10 protein-coding genes are annotated in these 13,023 nt (G+C 70.2%); 6 read left to right on the forward strand and 4 right to left on the reverse strand.

Features of this window, described 5'->3' with window-relative positions; genetic code table 11:
* Positions 1-104: 104 nt before the first annotated feature.
* From AC5Y4S_RS28225 to AC5Y4S_RS28235, 3 genes are read left to right on the forward strand one after another with little or no spacing between them, the layout of a single operon-like run.
* Positions 105-437 carry a TfoX/Sxy family protein gene (locus AC5Y4S_RS28225; RefSeq protein ID WP_500035842.1) on the forward strand — a complete coding sequence of 111 codons (333 nt, stop codon included), beginning with the start codon at positions 105-107 and terminating at the stop codon, positions 435-437.
* Between the two features lie 43 nt (positions 438-480).
* Positions 481-1,116: an endonuclease gene (locus AC5Y4S_RS28230; protein WP_500035843.1), complete on the forward strand. Its 636-nt coding sequence runs from the start codon at positions 481-483 to the stop codon at positions 1,114-1,116.
* A 7-nt stretch (positions 1,117-1,123) separates the two neighbouring features.
* The gene (locus tag AC5Y4S_RS28235) at positions 1,124-1,849 is read left to right on the forward strand and encodes a DUF72 domain-containing protein (RefSeq protein ID WP_068177054.1); all 726 of its coding nucleotides are present in this window, start codon (positions 1,124-1,126) and stop codon (positions 1,847-1,849) included.
* A gap of 6 nt (positions 1,850-1,855) precedes the next feature.
* On the opposite strand, the gene AC5Y4S_RS28240 is transcribed toward AC5Y4S_RS28235, so the two are convergent.
* The 3 genes from AC5Y4S_RS28240 to AC5Y4S_RS28250 form a co-directional block, all read right to left on the reverse strand.
* On the reverse strand, positions 1,856-3,988 hold the full coding sequence (locus AC5Y4S_RS28240; RefSeq protein WP_500035844.1) for an NAD-dependent epimerase/dehydratase family protein: 2,133 nt from the start codon (positions 3,986-3,988) through the stop codon (positions 1,856-1,858).
* Positions 3,989-4,098: 110 nt separating this feature from the next.
* On the reverse strand, positions 4,099-5,583 hold the full coding sequence (locus AC5Y4S_RS28245; RefSeq protein ID WP_500035845.1) for an acetyl-CoA acetyltransferase: 1,485 nt from the start codon (positions 5,581-5,583) through the stop codon (positions 4,099-4,101).
* Between the two features lie 114 nt (positions 5,584-5,697).
* A complete protein-coding gene (locus AC5Y4S_RS28250; RefSeq protein WP_500035846.1) occupies positions 5,698-8,100 on the reverse strand; it encodes a CoA transferase in 2,403 nt (800 codons plus the stop codon).
* 153 nt (positions 8,101-8,253) lie between these two features.
* Between AC5Y4S_RS28250 and AC5Y4S_RS28255 the strand changes: the two genes are divergently transcribed.
* The gene (locus tag AC5Y4S_RS28255; protein WP_500035847.1) at positions 8,254-9,156 is read left to right on the forward strand and encodes an undecaprenyl-diphosphate phosphatase; all 903 of its coding nucleotides are present in this window, start codon (positions 8,254-8,256) and stop codon (positions 9,154-9,156) included.
* Here AC5Y4S_RS28255 and AC5Y4S_RS28260 read toward each other — a convergent pair.
* A complete protein-coding gene (locus AC5Y4S_RS28260; protein WP_500035848.1) occupies positions 9,153-9,680 on the reverse strand; it encodes a GNAT family N-acetyltransferase in 528 nt (175 codons plus the stop codon). The two genes, AC5Y4S_RS28255 and AC5Y4S_RS28260, sit on opposite strands and share 4 nt — an antisense overlap.
* A 46-nt stretch (positions 9,681-9,726) precedes the next feature.
* Here AC5Y4S_RS28260 and AC5Y4S_RS28265 point away from each other — a divergent pair, with 46 nt between their 5' ends.
* Positions 9,727-10,575, forward strand: coding sequence for an SDR family oxidoreductase (locus AC5Y4S_RS28265; RefSeq protein WP_500035849.1), 849 nt, complete (start codon positions 9,727-9,729; stop codon positions 10,573-10,575).
* 46 nt (positions 10,576-10,621) lie between these two features.
* Positions 10,622-13,021, forward strand: a complete 2,400-nt coding sequence (locus AC5Y4S_RS28270) for a phosphoketolase family protein (protein WP_500035850.1) — start codon at positions 10,622-10,624, stop codon at positions 13,019-13,021.
* Positions 13,022-13,023: the final 2 nt, after the last annotated feature.

A 13,023-nucleotide genomic window follows, 5' to 3' on the forward strand; every position in this document is an offset into this window, starting at 1 on the left:
GTCCCCACGTTCACCGAACCTCTAAATCTGCAGCGAAAGTGCGGGTGAGGGCGTGCAGAATTACAGGTTCGGTGGTTGTCGGACCCCGGGGCTATGGTCGGCCCATGGCCTACGACGAAGACCTGGCCAACCGGATCCGCGAACTGCTCGGCGCCGAGCGCGGTGTCGAGGAAAAGCGAATGTTCGGTGGTCTGGCGTTCCTGATCAACGGCAACATGTCCGTGGCCGCCAGCGGACAGGGCGGACTGCTGGTGCGGGTGCCGCCGGAGGAGACCGACAAACTGCTCAAGCGTGCCCACGTCGGGCCCATGGTGATGGCGGGCCGGGAAGCGCGCGGCTGGTTGCGCGTCGATGCCGGCGGCGTGGGAACGAAACGGCAGCTGCAGGATTGGGTCACCAAGGGCGTCGGCTACGCCCGCAGCCTGCCCCCGAAGTGAGTGCCGCGGTTTGCTCGAGGGTGGTTCGGGTAAGCGGTGCGGTGTGGACAAGCGCGACGAAGGGGTGCGGCGGCTGCTGAAGGTCGCCGGCACGACGTATGCGGCCGAGGCCGGCGTCAAGATCCACGACAAGCCGATGCCGCTGTTCCAGTTGCTGGTGTTGTGCATGCTCGCCAGCAAGCCGATCGACGCCACCGTCGCTATGAGCGCCGGCCGTGAATTGTTCAAGGCGGGCCTGCGCTCCCCCAAGGCGGTACTGGCGTCCGACCGGCGCACCATGATCAGCGCGTTCGGTCGCGCCCACTACGTGCGCTACGACGAGAGTTCGGCCACCCGACTCACCGACATCGCCGAGCGGGTCCGCGACGAGTACCACGGCGATCTGCGGGAAATGGCCGAAAGCTGCCGCCACGACGTCGCCGCGGCGAAACGGATGCTGAAGAGATTCAAGGGAATTGGCGACACCGGCGCCGATATCTACCTGCGCGAAGTGCAAGACGTCTGGCCCTGGGTGCGGCCCTATTTCGACGGCCGTGCCACCGCGGCGGCCAGGCAGTTGGGTCTGCCGGCTCAGCCTGCGAAGCTGGGCGCCCTCGCTCCTCGGGCCAACGCGCGGCTGGCGGCCGCGCTCGTGCGGGCATCACTTGACGACGACGTGCGCCGGCAGGTGGCCGGATGAGCCGGCGTTGACCGTCCGGATCGGCACCTCCGGATGGTCCTACAACCATTGGGCGGATGTGCTCTACCCGACCGGGTTACCCTCGGCGCGACGGTTGGCCCGCTACGTGGAGGTCTTCGACACCGTCGAGCTGAACGCGAGTTTCTATCGCTGGCCGAAGGATTCGACGTTCGCCGGTTGGCGCGATCAGCTGCCCGACGGGTTCAGGATGTCGGTCAAGGCGCATCGCGGGCTGACGCACTATCGCCGGCTGTCGTCCCCCGAGCCGTGGATCGAGCGGTTCGAGCGCTGCTGGCAGCTGCTGGGCGACCGCCGCGGGGTGCTGCTCGTCCAACTGCATCCCGAGCAGCAGCGCGACGACGCGCGGCTGGATGCCTTCCTGGCCAGCGTGCCCGAGCCCATCAGGGTGGCCGTCGAGTTGCGCCACCCGTCCTGGAACGACCCGGCGGTATACGAGTTGCTGGAACGCCGCCGCGCCGCCTACGTGGTGATGAGCGGCGCCGGGCTGGCGTGCGTGCCGCGCGCTACCACCGATCTGGTGTACATCCGCATGCACGGCCCGGACCAGGACGCGATCTACGCGGGCTGCTACTCGCACGAGCAGCTGCGGCGCTGGGCCGACCAGATCACCGAATGGGACCGCGACGGCAGGGACGTGTGGATGTATTTCAACAACGACCTGGGCGGCCACGCGGTACGCAATGCGCTGTTCTTGCGCGGGCTGCTGGGTTGATGTGGTTCAGGCGTCGCCGCCCTGGTCGACGGGCGTCCAGCGCCCGTCGATGACGTCGGGCGGGCGTTGGGCCTGCAATCGCTCCCGTTCGGCCCGGCGGCGCTTGACCCGCAGCCGCGCGTCGGCCGGCATGGTGAACAGTTCGTCGCTGGTGAGGTAGTAGACGTCGTCGGCGGCGTCGAGGATGTCCGCCGCGACGCGCCGGGATCCCAACTCGCGCAACGTCATTCGCAGCTCATGGGTGAACCGCAGGGTGGTGTCGTGGGCCAGCTCGCGCGAGGCGCGGGCGTTTGCGGCCACCCGCCGCACGAGGTTCGCCGCCGGGGCCGGCCCGCCGGGCGCGGCGCCCCCTTCGGGCCCGGCCAGCGCGGCGGCCGCCGTCAGCAACATCGCCGGATCGTCGCTGAACACCCGGCTGGACAGCTCGGCCGCACCCGGCCCGTGGTGCCCGATCCTGGCGACGGCGGCGTCGAGGGCGGCGGCGGTGTCGGGAGACAGGGCGCGGATGCTGCCGACGTTGCCCTCGGCGGCCAGCGCGCACAATGGCGGATCGCTGCGCAACGCCGCCACCAGTTCGGCGGTCTCGGCCGCGATGCGGGCGCTTTCCATGATCATGTCCAGCCCCGACACCCGGGACGCGGCGCGCATGGGCTCCAGCGCTGCAGTGGTCACGCCCGAATCGATCAGCCACAGCGCGGTGAGGATCCAGCCCTGGTGGATGCGATCCCGCAGTAGCGGCACGCGGACCTCGAGCGCGGCGTCCGGCAGCGCCGCCAGCTGCGCGGCATCGGCGTGTTCGGCCTCCGCGGCCCCGCCGTACGCCAGCGTGTCCCGCTTGAGGTGACGCATCACCGTCAGCGAGCGCGCGGTCACGACCGCTTTGGCGAGCGACCCGAGCGCCCCCTCGGCCAGCCTCGGCTCGCCGAACGGCAGGACGTCACCCACCTGGGGTTGATCGGCCAGGGCGTGCCGGGCGACGGCTTGCTGGTCCCATCCGGGCAGCTGGGTGGCGGCGACGACGTTGGCCGACACCCCGACGTAGGCGCGGTGGCCGAAGACCGCGATCGCCCGGCTGCTCCACTCGTCGTCGACCACCCCGCCGAGCGCGAGCACCTGCCCCAGCACCCGGCTGGCCGTGCGCAGCCCGCTCAGCTGGACGTCGAGCGTTATCGGCGTCAGCGGGCCGGGCAGCGCCTCGGCGAGCCGGGCCGCACTGAAGACTGGAAACCGGGGATCGATGCGGTCGTCGAACTCGCCCTCCAGCCCCTCGGGGGCCGCGCTGTGCAACTCGTCGGACGGCCGTGGCCGCGGGAGTACCTCCACCGGCAGCGCCACCTGGCCGCCGTGGCTGAGCGCGCCCTCGGGAAGGAGCCGGCGCCCGGCGAGGCCGCGCGCGGTGTCGGCGACCGCCTCGAGCGCTTGCCAGCCGAATTCGAAGCCCCAATCCTCTTGCGCCGCAGTGATATCCATCTTCGGAACCAGTTTCGACCAGCTGCGAACCCCGTTCAGCCGCGAACGCGGGCCGACGGCGCGCAGCAGCCGCCACGCGGTGACCACGTTGGTGGTGTCCGGGGTGGCGAGGTCCACCACCCCGGTGCGGTCGCTACTCAGCGCGAAAACCAGGAACCGGACCAGGTCGTCGACGTGCAGCACGCGCATCGGTCGGGTGGAACCCGCAGAAATCCTGGTGCGCAGCAGCGTGGCCACGGTGCGGCACACCATCCAGTCGAGCTGGCGGCCGACCGGCGGCGCGATCCGGACGACCAGGCTCGGTGCCCAGCTCGTGGACACCAGCTCCTCGGCGGGTCGATAGAGCTCGGGCCGGCCGGCGGCCTGGGACACGAACAGCAGCCGCGCGCCGGCGCGGGCGGCCGCGTGGGTCACGTAGGCGATCCCGTCGACGTCGGTGCCGCCGGGCGCGCGGGGGTCCGCCGGGGCCAGGTGAATCACCACGTCGGCCTCGTCGGCCATGTCTTGCACGACGGGGTCGCTCAGCGGCGCGCAAACGAGTTCGACGGCGGGGTCCAGGCAGGGATGGGGGTGTTCAGCTATCCCGCTGACCGTGTGCCCGGCAGCGATGAGTTGCCGTGCGACCAGCCGGCCTACGGCGCCGGTGGCGTCGGTAACCAGGACGTGCACCTGGGCTCACCTCCCCCAACGTCCAACCCGACAATAGGCAAGTTGATGTCACTTACGCGACCGTTACCCCGTTTTCGGGACCTTTGGCCCGTGGTGTTGTAACCGGCCGGTTACCGCAGCGACGCGAGGCCGTCCGGGGTGACGGCAACCTTGGCGCCACCGATGTCTTCGCGTACGGTTGCCTCGGCGGCGCCGGGATCGGCGATGACGGCCAGGGTGCGGGCCCCGTCGGGCGTCCGCACCGCCACGAATGCCTTCTCGGGCTGTCCCTCGCGGTCAAACGGTGTGGTCCATGCTTCGACGGTCCCGACGCCGTCCCACTCGACCAGGCCCTCCCGGGTGGGTTCGCGATCCACGTCCGGCTGTGTGTCCTCCCAACGGAACGAGGCCGGCGGCTCGGTGCTGTAGACGCCGAAGCTGTGCTTGGTCAGGTAGCCGCCGTTGCCGGTGATGAGGCCGCGCCGGCCCGGGTTGGCCACCAGCAATTCGGCCATGGTGGCGATGGAGTGCATGACGTAGTTGCTCCACGGGCCGCCCGCGAAGGTCAGCCCGCCGGTGACGGTGAGCGGCCGGGCCGGGTCGTCGGCGCTCAGCCCGAGTTCGGCGGCGGCGACCTGCACGGCGGACGGGAAGCAGGAGTACAGGTCGACGTAGTCGACGTCGTCGATGCCCAGCCCGGCCAGCTGCAGGGCACGTGCGCCCGCGATGCGGATGGCCGCCGAGCGGTGCAGCTCGTCGCGCTCGGCGATGGACGGGGTGTCGTGGGCGTCGGTGCCGGCGTGCGGGTATACCCACCGATCGGCGGGGACCTGCAGGCGTTGCGCCTGCTCGACCGACGCCAGGACCAGCGCGGCGCCCTGGTCGACCATGTTGTTGGAGTTCATCAGCTTGGTGTAGGGCCAGCTGATCATGCGGTTCTGCGGTCCGGCGCGCCGGATTTCCTCGGCGGTCACCGGCTTGCGGATCCACGCGTGCGGGTTGTCGACCGCGACGGCGTTGAACCGCGCCCACAACTCGCTAACGCGCCTGAGGTGGTCGTCGACCGACTCGCCGTTGGCGATGCGAAGCGCCTGTTCGAACAGGGGGTAGACGAATGCCGGCAGGTTCAGCCCGCTCTTGAGCTCCGCGTCGCCGAACATCGGGATGTCCTCGCCGGTGACCGCGCCCAACGGCACGGATTCGTCCTGCACGGTCCACTCGAGCCTGCCGCCCTTGGCCTTCAGCCCCCGCCTGGTGCGCCACGTCTCGGCGCCGGCCAGCAGCACGACACCGGCCCGGCCCGCCTGGATGTCCAGGCAGGCCTGGTTGACCAGCGTCTGCGGGACGTTGCCGCCGACGGGGCTGTAGCGGGTGCTGAATCCTTCCGCGCCCAGCCGCTCGCCCAGCAGCAGCGCGGGGTCGCGGTAGTGGGCCGACAACACGTTCACCACGCGGATGGAGTCCACCGCCTGGATCACCCGGGCCTCCGCGGCCTCCCGGGCCGCGACGGCCATCAGGTCCACCGGTTCGACCGACCGCGTCGCCGGGTCGATTTCGTCGCGGTGGTTGACCTGGCCGTAGCCGATCAACACCGGTGTCCTGGGATCGACGGTCATCCGACGAATTTAGCGTGCCTATGGATCCGGCCGGCGATAGGCATCGAATGTGCGGCCAGCCGCACGCTGGGCATCGAACGTGCGGCCAGCCGCACGCTCGGCCGCAGCCCCTGGCTAGGCAGGCCCCGGCGTCGCGAACAGCACGCCGTCCCGGATCAGCCGCTCGATCTCGTCGGCGCTCATCCCGAGCAGGTTGCGGCAGATGGCGCGGGTGTCCTGGCCCGGCAGCGGCGCCGGGCGTTGCGGGGCCGGCGGGATGTGCTGGAACGGCGCCGGGCCCGTCTCCGCGGGCATCGGGCGCTCGATCAGCGGATGGGTCATGTCGCTGAACAGTTTTCGCTCGATCAACTGGGGGTCCTCGAGGATGTCCGGCGGGCGGTTCATCGGCCCGGCCGCGACACCGGCTGCCTGCAGCAGTTCGGTGTTGCGCAGCGGGGTGCGGGTGCGGGTCCAGGCCGACACCAGCTCGATCAATTCGCGGCGGTTGGCGAGGCGCGCCTCGCCGGTCGCGAACCGTGGGTCGTCGACCCACTGCGGATGGTCGAGAAGCCCTGCGAGGCAGCGCCATTCGTCGTCGGAGCCGATCGAGATGACGCACCATTCGTCGTCGCCCGCGCACGGGTAGACCGCGTGCAGGCTGGTGTCGGCGCGGATGGGGCCGACGCCCGCGGCCAGCGCGGCCTCGGTGACGTACAGCGTGTCGAGCTGGTTGAGCACGACCTCGGCCTGCGAGATGTGGACGTGGCACCCGCCGCCGGTGCGATCGCGATGGATCAGCGCGGCCAGCGCCGCGATCGCGGTGACCCGCCCGACAACGTGATCGGGGAAGATTGTCGTCGCGTCGTAGAAGGCGTGCCGTCCCGTGCCCGCCTGCTCGTCCGCCTCGTCCGAGGTCCACAGCCGGGTGACGCCGGTGGCGGCGCGGACCAACGGACCGTAGCCCATCCGCGTGCGCCAGGGGCCGCTATTGCCGTAGGCGCTGCTGCCGGCGAGCACGATCCGCGGGTTGATAGCGCGCAGCGCCTCGTAGTTAAAGCCAAGGGCGGTAAGGGTTCCCGGCTTGAAGTTGGCGAACACCGCGTCGGCCTCGGCGACCAGCCGGCGGAATATGTCCTTGCCCTCGGCGCTGCGCAGGTCCAGGCCCAGCCCGAGGTGATTGCGGTGGGTCCACGCGAACGACTCGCTCATGGCGTCGCCTTCGCGGGCCTGACGCAGCCCGTCGGGGTACTCGGCGCTTTCCACCTTGATGACCTCGGCGCCCAGGTCGCCGAACAGCCGGCTCAGCTCGCCGCCCGCGACGATGATGCCCAGATCGAGGATCCGCAGCCCGGTGAGCGGATAGTCGCCGACCCTGCCCGACGGTGCCCGCACCAGCACCGGATTCCCGCGCCAATACGGTTGGTCCTGCCCGATGGCCGGGGCCGGCGTGCGGAAACCCGCGCGCTGCCCGTCGACGACGAAATACCCAGTGGGCACGCTGGTCCGCACCCGCGGCAGCAGCTCGGCCTCGGTGATCGCGCCCACCTCTTGGAAATGTTCGGCGCCCAGGACCCACGACGGCGGCAGCACCGCGGCGATCGGCACGCCGTGCGCCTGACCGGCGGCGACCAGGTCCTTCATCGTCTGCTCGGCGAACAACGCCTGGGCCAGCACGCTGATCTCGGGCCACGCTGCCATCCGGGCGCCGATCGCGTCGTATTTGGGGTCCTGAAACTCCTCGGGCTCCCCCAGCCAGCGACGCAACCCCCGCCACTGCCGGGGCGCCATCACGCACAGCCGGACGTAGCCGTCCTTGCAGGGGCAGATCGGGTAGGCGTCCTGGTTCTTCGGGCGCCCCCGCCACCGGCCGCTGTGGCGGATGCCGGCGGCGACCTGCCCGTGCGCGCCGAACGCCGGGTCGAGCGCCATCACCACGGCATCGAACCGGGAAAAATCGATGTAATCGCCTGTGCCGCAGCGCAATCGGTTGTAGTAGGCGACGAGCGCCGCCCACGCCGCCTGCACCGCGGCGGTGGCCGAGGCGATGCCGTCCGGCGGCAACACCGGGGTGCCGGTGGTGGGACCGGACCGCGCCAGCGAGCCGCACATCGCGAACAGCACCGGATCGGTGGCGCGCCACGCGGACCGCGGACCCGTCTCGCCGAAGTCGGTGACTGACAGCACCACCAGGTGCGGGTAGCGGGCCGCCAGCTCCGCGCCCGTCATCCCGAACGCGCCGATGTGCCCGGCCAGGCCGCTGTCCACGACGATGTCGGCCTCGGCGGCCAGGTCCAGGAACCGGCCGCAGTCGCCGTCCTCGAGCGGGTCCAGCACCGCGGCGCGCTTGTTGGCGTTGTGCAGCGCGAACGGGATGCTCGCGCCGGCCAGCGCCGGCAGGTCGTCGCGGCCCAGGCTGCCGCCGGGGAATTCGATCTTGAGGACGTCGGCGCCCAGGTCGGCAAACAGGCGGGTCACCGCGTCGGCGTTGCCGCTGGACAGGTCCAGCACGCGCACGGTGTCGAGCAGCCCCTCCGCCATCCGCTCACCGTACCTGCCTGGTCGTCGGCGGCCCGCGAGCACGTTACCGGTGGCCAAATGCCCAGCCGCCCAAGCCGGTTCGCGCGCGAATTCCGACCGGCTACGCTCGGTAGTTCTTGTCGCCCACGACCCCGGATGGAGGCGCCCCACCCAATGACCGCGCACTTGAGCTATGTCGAGGCCGTGGTAGTCGGCGCGTTCCAGGGCGTCACCGAGCTGTTCCCGGTCTCCAGCCTGGGGCACTCGGTGTTGGTGCCGGCGCTGGTCGGCGGGCAATGGGGCCGGGACCTCAACGTCTCCACGCCCGAATCGCCCTACCTCGCCTTCATCGTCGGCCTGCACGTCGCGACCGCGGCCGCGCTGCTGGTGTTCTTCTGGCGGGACTGGTTGCGGATCGTGGCCGGCTTCTTCTCCTCGCTGCGGTATCGCCGAATTCAGACGCTCGACGAGCGGCTGGCCTGGCTGATCGTCGTCGCCACCATCCCGGTGGGCCTGGCCGGGGTGGCCCTCGAGCACCTGTTCCGGACCACGCTGGGCAAACCCATTCCGGCGGCGGCTTTCCTGTTGCTCAACGGCATCGCGCTGTATGCCGGCGAGGTCCTGCGCCGCCGCGTTTCACCGACCGGCGACGAGGAGCACGAGGACCATCGCGGTGAGGCCATCGACAACCGGCTGGCCCAACTGCCGATGGGTCGTGGGCTGGTGATCGGCTCCTCGCAGATCCTGGCGCTGCTGCCCGGCATCAGCCGCTCCGGCATTGCGATGGTGGCCGGCCTTTGGCGCGGGCTGTCGCACGAGGACGCCGCCCGCTTCTCGTTCCTGCTTGCCACCCCGATCATCCTGGCGGCCGGGGTGTACAAGATCCCGGACCTGTTCGGCCCGCTCGGTGCCGGCATCGGCGGCCAGGTCCTGGCCGGCAGCGTCGCCTCGTTCGTCTGCGCCTACCTGGCCGTGCGGTTTCTGACGCGGTATTTCCAGACGCGCACCCTGACGCCGTTCGCGGTCTACTGCGCCGTCGTGGGCGGCGCCAGCCTGGTGTGGCTGAGCGTGCACTAGACCGGCGCGCAGCGGTAGCGCACCTGTCGCACGGGCGTGTCACCGAAAGTCTCTGTGCGGCAGGCTCCGTCGATTCGCCACCCGTCGCGTTCGTAGAACCGGCGGGCGCCGAGGTTCCCGTCCAACACCCACAGCACGGCCCCCGCCACGCCGAGCCGGCGCAGCCGCTCGCGCGCGGCGGCCATCAGCAGCCGCCCGATGCCGGTTCGCGCGTGCGCGGGGTCGACGTAGATCGCCATCAGCTCACCGAAATTCGACAGCTCCATCTCGCGGCAGAGGCCCGTGGTCGCCAGGCCGCGGATCGCCGAATCGTCGACCGCGACCACGGTTGACGGCAGCTGAAGCCCGACCCGATCGAAGGTGTACCGGCCGGCGAAGAACTCGGGCGTGAGGCCGTCGAGGTAGGCCTGGTCGATCAGCCCGCGATACGCCGACTGCCACGACCGGACCTGCACCCGGGCCACGTCGCGTGCGTCGGCCGGGACGGCCGCCCGCACCTCGATCACGGGTGCAGTATCGGGCATAATCGCCAGAATTGACACCCGTCAACTTTCGGGAAGGACGACGAAGATGGCCGACACGGCTTCAATCGGCGTGAAGGTGCGCGACAAGGTCGTCGTCATCACCGGCGGCGCCCGCGGGATCGGGCTGGCCACCGCGACCGCGCTGCACAACCTGGGCGCCAAGGTCGCGATCGGGGACATCGACGAGGTGCGGGTGAAGGAATCGGGCGCCGCGCTCGGCCTCGACGTCTACGGGAAACTCGACGTCACCGACGCGCATTCGTTCGCGGACTTCCTGGACGAGGTGGAGCGCCAGCTCGGCCCCATCGACGTGCTGATCAACAACGCCGGCATCATGCCCGTCGGGCGGATCATCGACGAGCCGGACGCGGTCACCCGCCGCATCCTCGACATCAACGTCTACGGCGTCATCCTGGGCAGCAAGCTGGCGGCGCAGCGCATGGTCCCCCGCCGATCCGGGCACGTCATCAACGTCGCCTCCCTGGCCGGCGAGCTCTACATCGTCGGGCTGGCCAGCTACTGCGCCAGCAAGCACGCGGTCATCGCGTTCACGGACTCGGCCCGGCTGGAGTACCGCTCGGCCGGCGTGGAGTTCTCCACGGTGTTGCCGACGTTCGTCAACACCGAGCTGGTCGCCGGGACCCCCGGCATGAAGGGATTCCGCAACGCCGAGCCCGCCGAGATCGCCGACGCGATCGTCCGGCTGGTCGCCCATCCGAAGCCGCGGGTGCGGATCACGAAGGCCGCCGGCGCGATGGTGGTGTCGCAGAAATTTTGGCCGCGCCGTATCGCCGAGGGGCTCAACCGCCTGCTCGGCGGCGACCACGTCTTCACCGACGACGTCGATGTCGAGAAGCGCCGGTCCTACGAGGCGCGCGCCCGCGGCGAAGAGTGACTTTCGTTTCTGGCGAGGTTCATCGGCGGCGCGGACAATCGGGCGGGTGAGCCTCGAAACCCGAACGTCCGTGCCCGAAACCCTTTCCGACGACGAACTCGCCCTCATCGACAAGTATTGGCGCGCCGCCAATTACCTCTCTGTCGGTCAGATCTACCTGTTGGACAACCCGCTACTGACCGAACCGCTGTCGGCCGACCACGTCAAGCCCCGCCTGTTGGGGCACTGGGGCACGACGCCCGGCCTCAACCTGATCTACGCGCATCTGAACCGGGTCATCCGCAACCGCGACGCCAACGTCATCTACGTCACCGGGCCCGGTCACGGCGGCCCCGGACTCGTCGCGAACGCCTACCTCGAGGGCACCTACAGCGAGGTTTACACCGGCATCGAGGAAGACGTCGAAGGCTTGCGGAAGTTGTTCCGGCAGTTCTCCTTTCCCGGCGGCATCCCCAGCCACGTCGCGGCCCAGACGCCGGGCTCGATCCACGAGGGCGGCGAGCTGGGCTACGCGCTGGTGCACGCCTACGGCGCCGCCTTCGACAACCCGGACCTGGTGGTGGCCTGCGTCGTCGGCGACGGCGAGGCCGAGACGGGGCCCCTGGCCGCCAGCTGGCACTCCAACAAGTTCCTCAACCCGGTCAGCGACGGCGCGGTGCTGCCGATCCTGCATCTCAACGGCTACAAGATCGCCAACCCGACGGTGCTGGCCCGCATCCCTCACCCCGAGCTGGAATCGCTGCTGCGCGGCTACGGCTACCGGCCCATCACGGTTGCCGGTGACGACCCGGCCAACGTGCACCAGCAGCTGGCCGCCGCGCTCGACGACGCCTTCGACGACATCGCGGCCATCCAGCGCGCCGCCCGCACCGGCGGCCGCGCGGAGCGGCCCGTATGGCCGATGATCGTGCTGCGCACCCCCAAGGGCTGGACCGGGCCGAAGGAGGTCGACGGCAAGAAGGTGGAGGGCACCTGGCGCGCCCACCAGGTGCCGCTGAGCGAAACCCACGACAACCCCAAACACCGCGCGCAGCTGGAGGAATGGTTGCGTAGCTACGGGCCCGAAGAGCTGTTCGACGACGACGGCGCGCTGCGTCGCGAGCTGCGGGCGCTGGCGCCGCGCGGTGACCGGCGGATGAGCGCCAACCCGCACGCCAACGGCGGGCTGCTGCTGCACGACCTGGACCTGCCGGATTTCCGCGACTACGCCGTGCCGGTGGAACGGCCGGCCGCCGAGATGCACGAGGCCACCCGGGTCCTGGGCACCTTCTTGCGCGACGTGATCGCCCGCAACTCCGACCGGTTCCGCCTGATGGGCCCCGACGAGACCGCCTCCAACAGGCTGGACGCGGTGTTCGGGGCGACTTCCAAGGTGTGGCTGTCTGCCATCGGGCCCGACGACGAGAACCTGGCGCCCGACGGCCGCGTGATGGAGGTGCTCTCCGAGCACCTGTGTCAGGGCTGGCTGGAGGGCTATCTGCTGACCGGGCGGCACGGCCTGTTCAACTGCTACGAGGCGTTCGTCCACATCGTCGATTCGATGCTGAACCAGCACGCGAAATGGCTTGCCACCAGCCGAGAACTGCCGTGGCGGCGGCCGATCGCGTCGTTGAACTACCTGCTGACCTCGCACGTGTGGCGCCAGGATCACAACGGAGCGTCGCATCAGGACCCCGGGTTCATCGACCTGGTCGCCAACAAGCGGGCCGAGCTGACGCGTGTGTACCTGCCGCCGGACGCCAATACCTTGCTGTCGGTGGCCGACCACTGCCTGCGCAGCCGCGACTACGTCAACGTCATCGTCGCCGGCAAGCAGCCCGCGCTCGCCTACCTGGACATGGACCAGGCCATCGCCCACTGCACCCGCGGCCTGGGCATCTGGGAATTCGCCAGCACGGCGGGGTCCGCGGTGGCCGAGCCCGATGTGGTGCTGGCCTGTGCCGGCGACATTCCGACTCAGGAAACCCTGGCCGCCGCCGACATCTTGCGTCGCGAACTGCCCGGGCTGGCCGTCCGGGTGGTCAACGTCGTCGACCTGATGCGGCTGCAACCGGAATCCGAGCATCCACATGGCTTGCCGGACAGGGAATTCGACGCGCTGTTCACCCGCGACCGGCCGGTCATCTTCGCCTACCACGGCTACCCGTGGCTGATCCACCGCCTCACCTATAGTCGCGCCAACCACGCGCACATCCACGTGCGCGGCTTCAAGGAACGCGGCACCACGACGACGCCGTTCGACATGGTGATGCTCAACGACCTCGACCGCTTTCACCTGGTCATGGACGTCATCGACCGGGTCGACGGGCTGGCCAGCCAGGCCGCGCTGCTGCGTCAGCGCATGGCCGACGCCCGCCTCGCCGCGAGGATCTACACCCGCGAGCACGGCGAGGACGACCCCGCGATTTCGGGGTGGACCTGGGAGACGATCAAGCCCAACGACTGACG

The sequence above is a fragment of the Mycobacterium sp. NGS64 genome (assembly GCF_059812245.1).

What these genes read in the sequence shown, in the direction of transcription:
- AC5Y4S_RS28245 (WP_500035845.1), bottom strand. Translation starts at nt 5,583, where the DNA reads ATGACCGTCGATCCCAGGACACCGGTGTTGATCGGCTACGGCCAGGTC.
- AC5Y4S_RS28225 (WP_500035842.1), top strand. Translation starts at nt 105, where the DNA reads ATGGCCTACGACGAAGACCTGGCCAACCGGATCCGCGAACTGCTCGGC.
- AC5Y4S_RS28255 (WP_500035847.1), top strand. Translation starts at nt 8,254, where the DNA reads ATGACCGCGCACTTGAGCTATGTCGAGGCCGTGGTAGTCGGCGCGTTC.
- AC5Y4S_RS28260 (WP_500035848.1), bottom strand. Translation starts at nt 9,680, where the DNA reads ATGCCCGATACTGCACCCGTGATCGAGGTGCGGGCGGCCGTCCCGGCC.
- AC5Y4S_RS28250 (WP_500035846.1), bottom strand. Translation starts at nt 8,100, where the DNA reads ATGGCGGAGGGGCTGCTCGACACCGTGCGCGTGCTGGACCTGTCCAGC.
- AC5Y4S_RS28265 (WP_500035849.1), top strand. Translation starts at nt 9,727, where the DNA reads ATGGCCGACACGGCTTCAATCGGCGTGAAGGTGCGCGACAAGGTCGTC.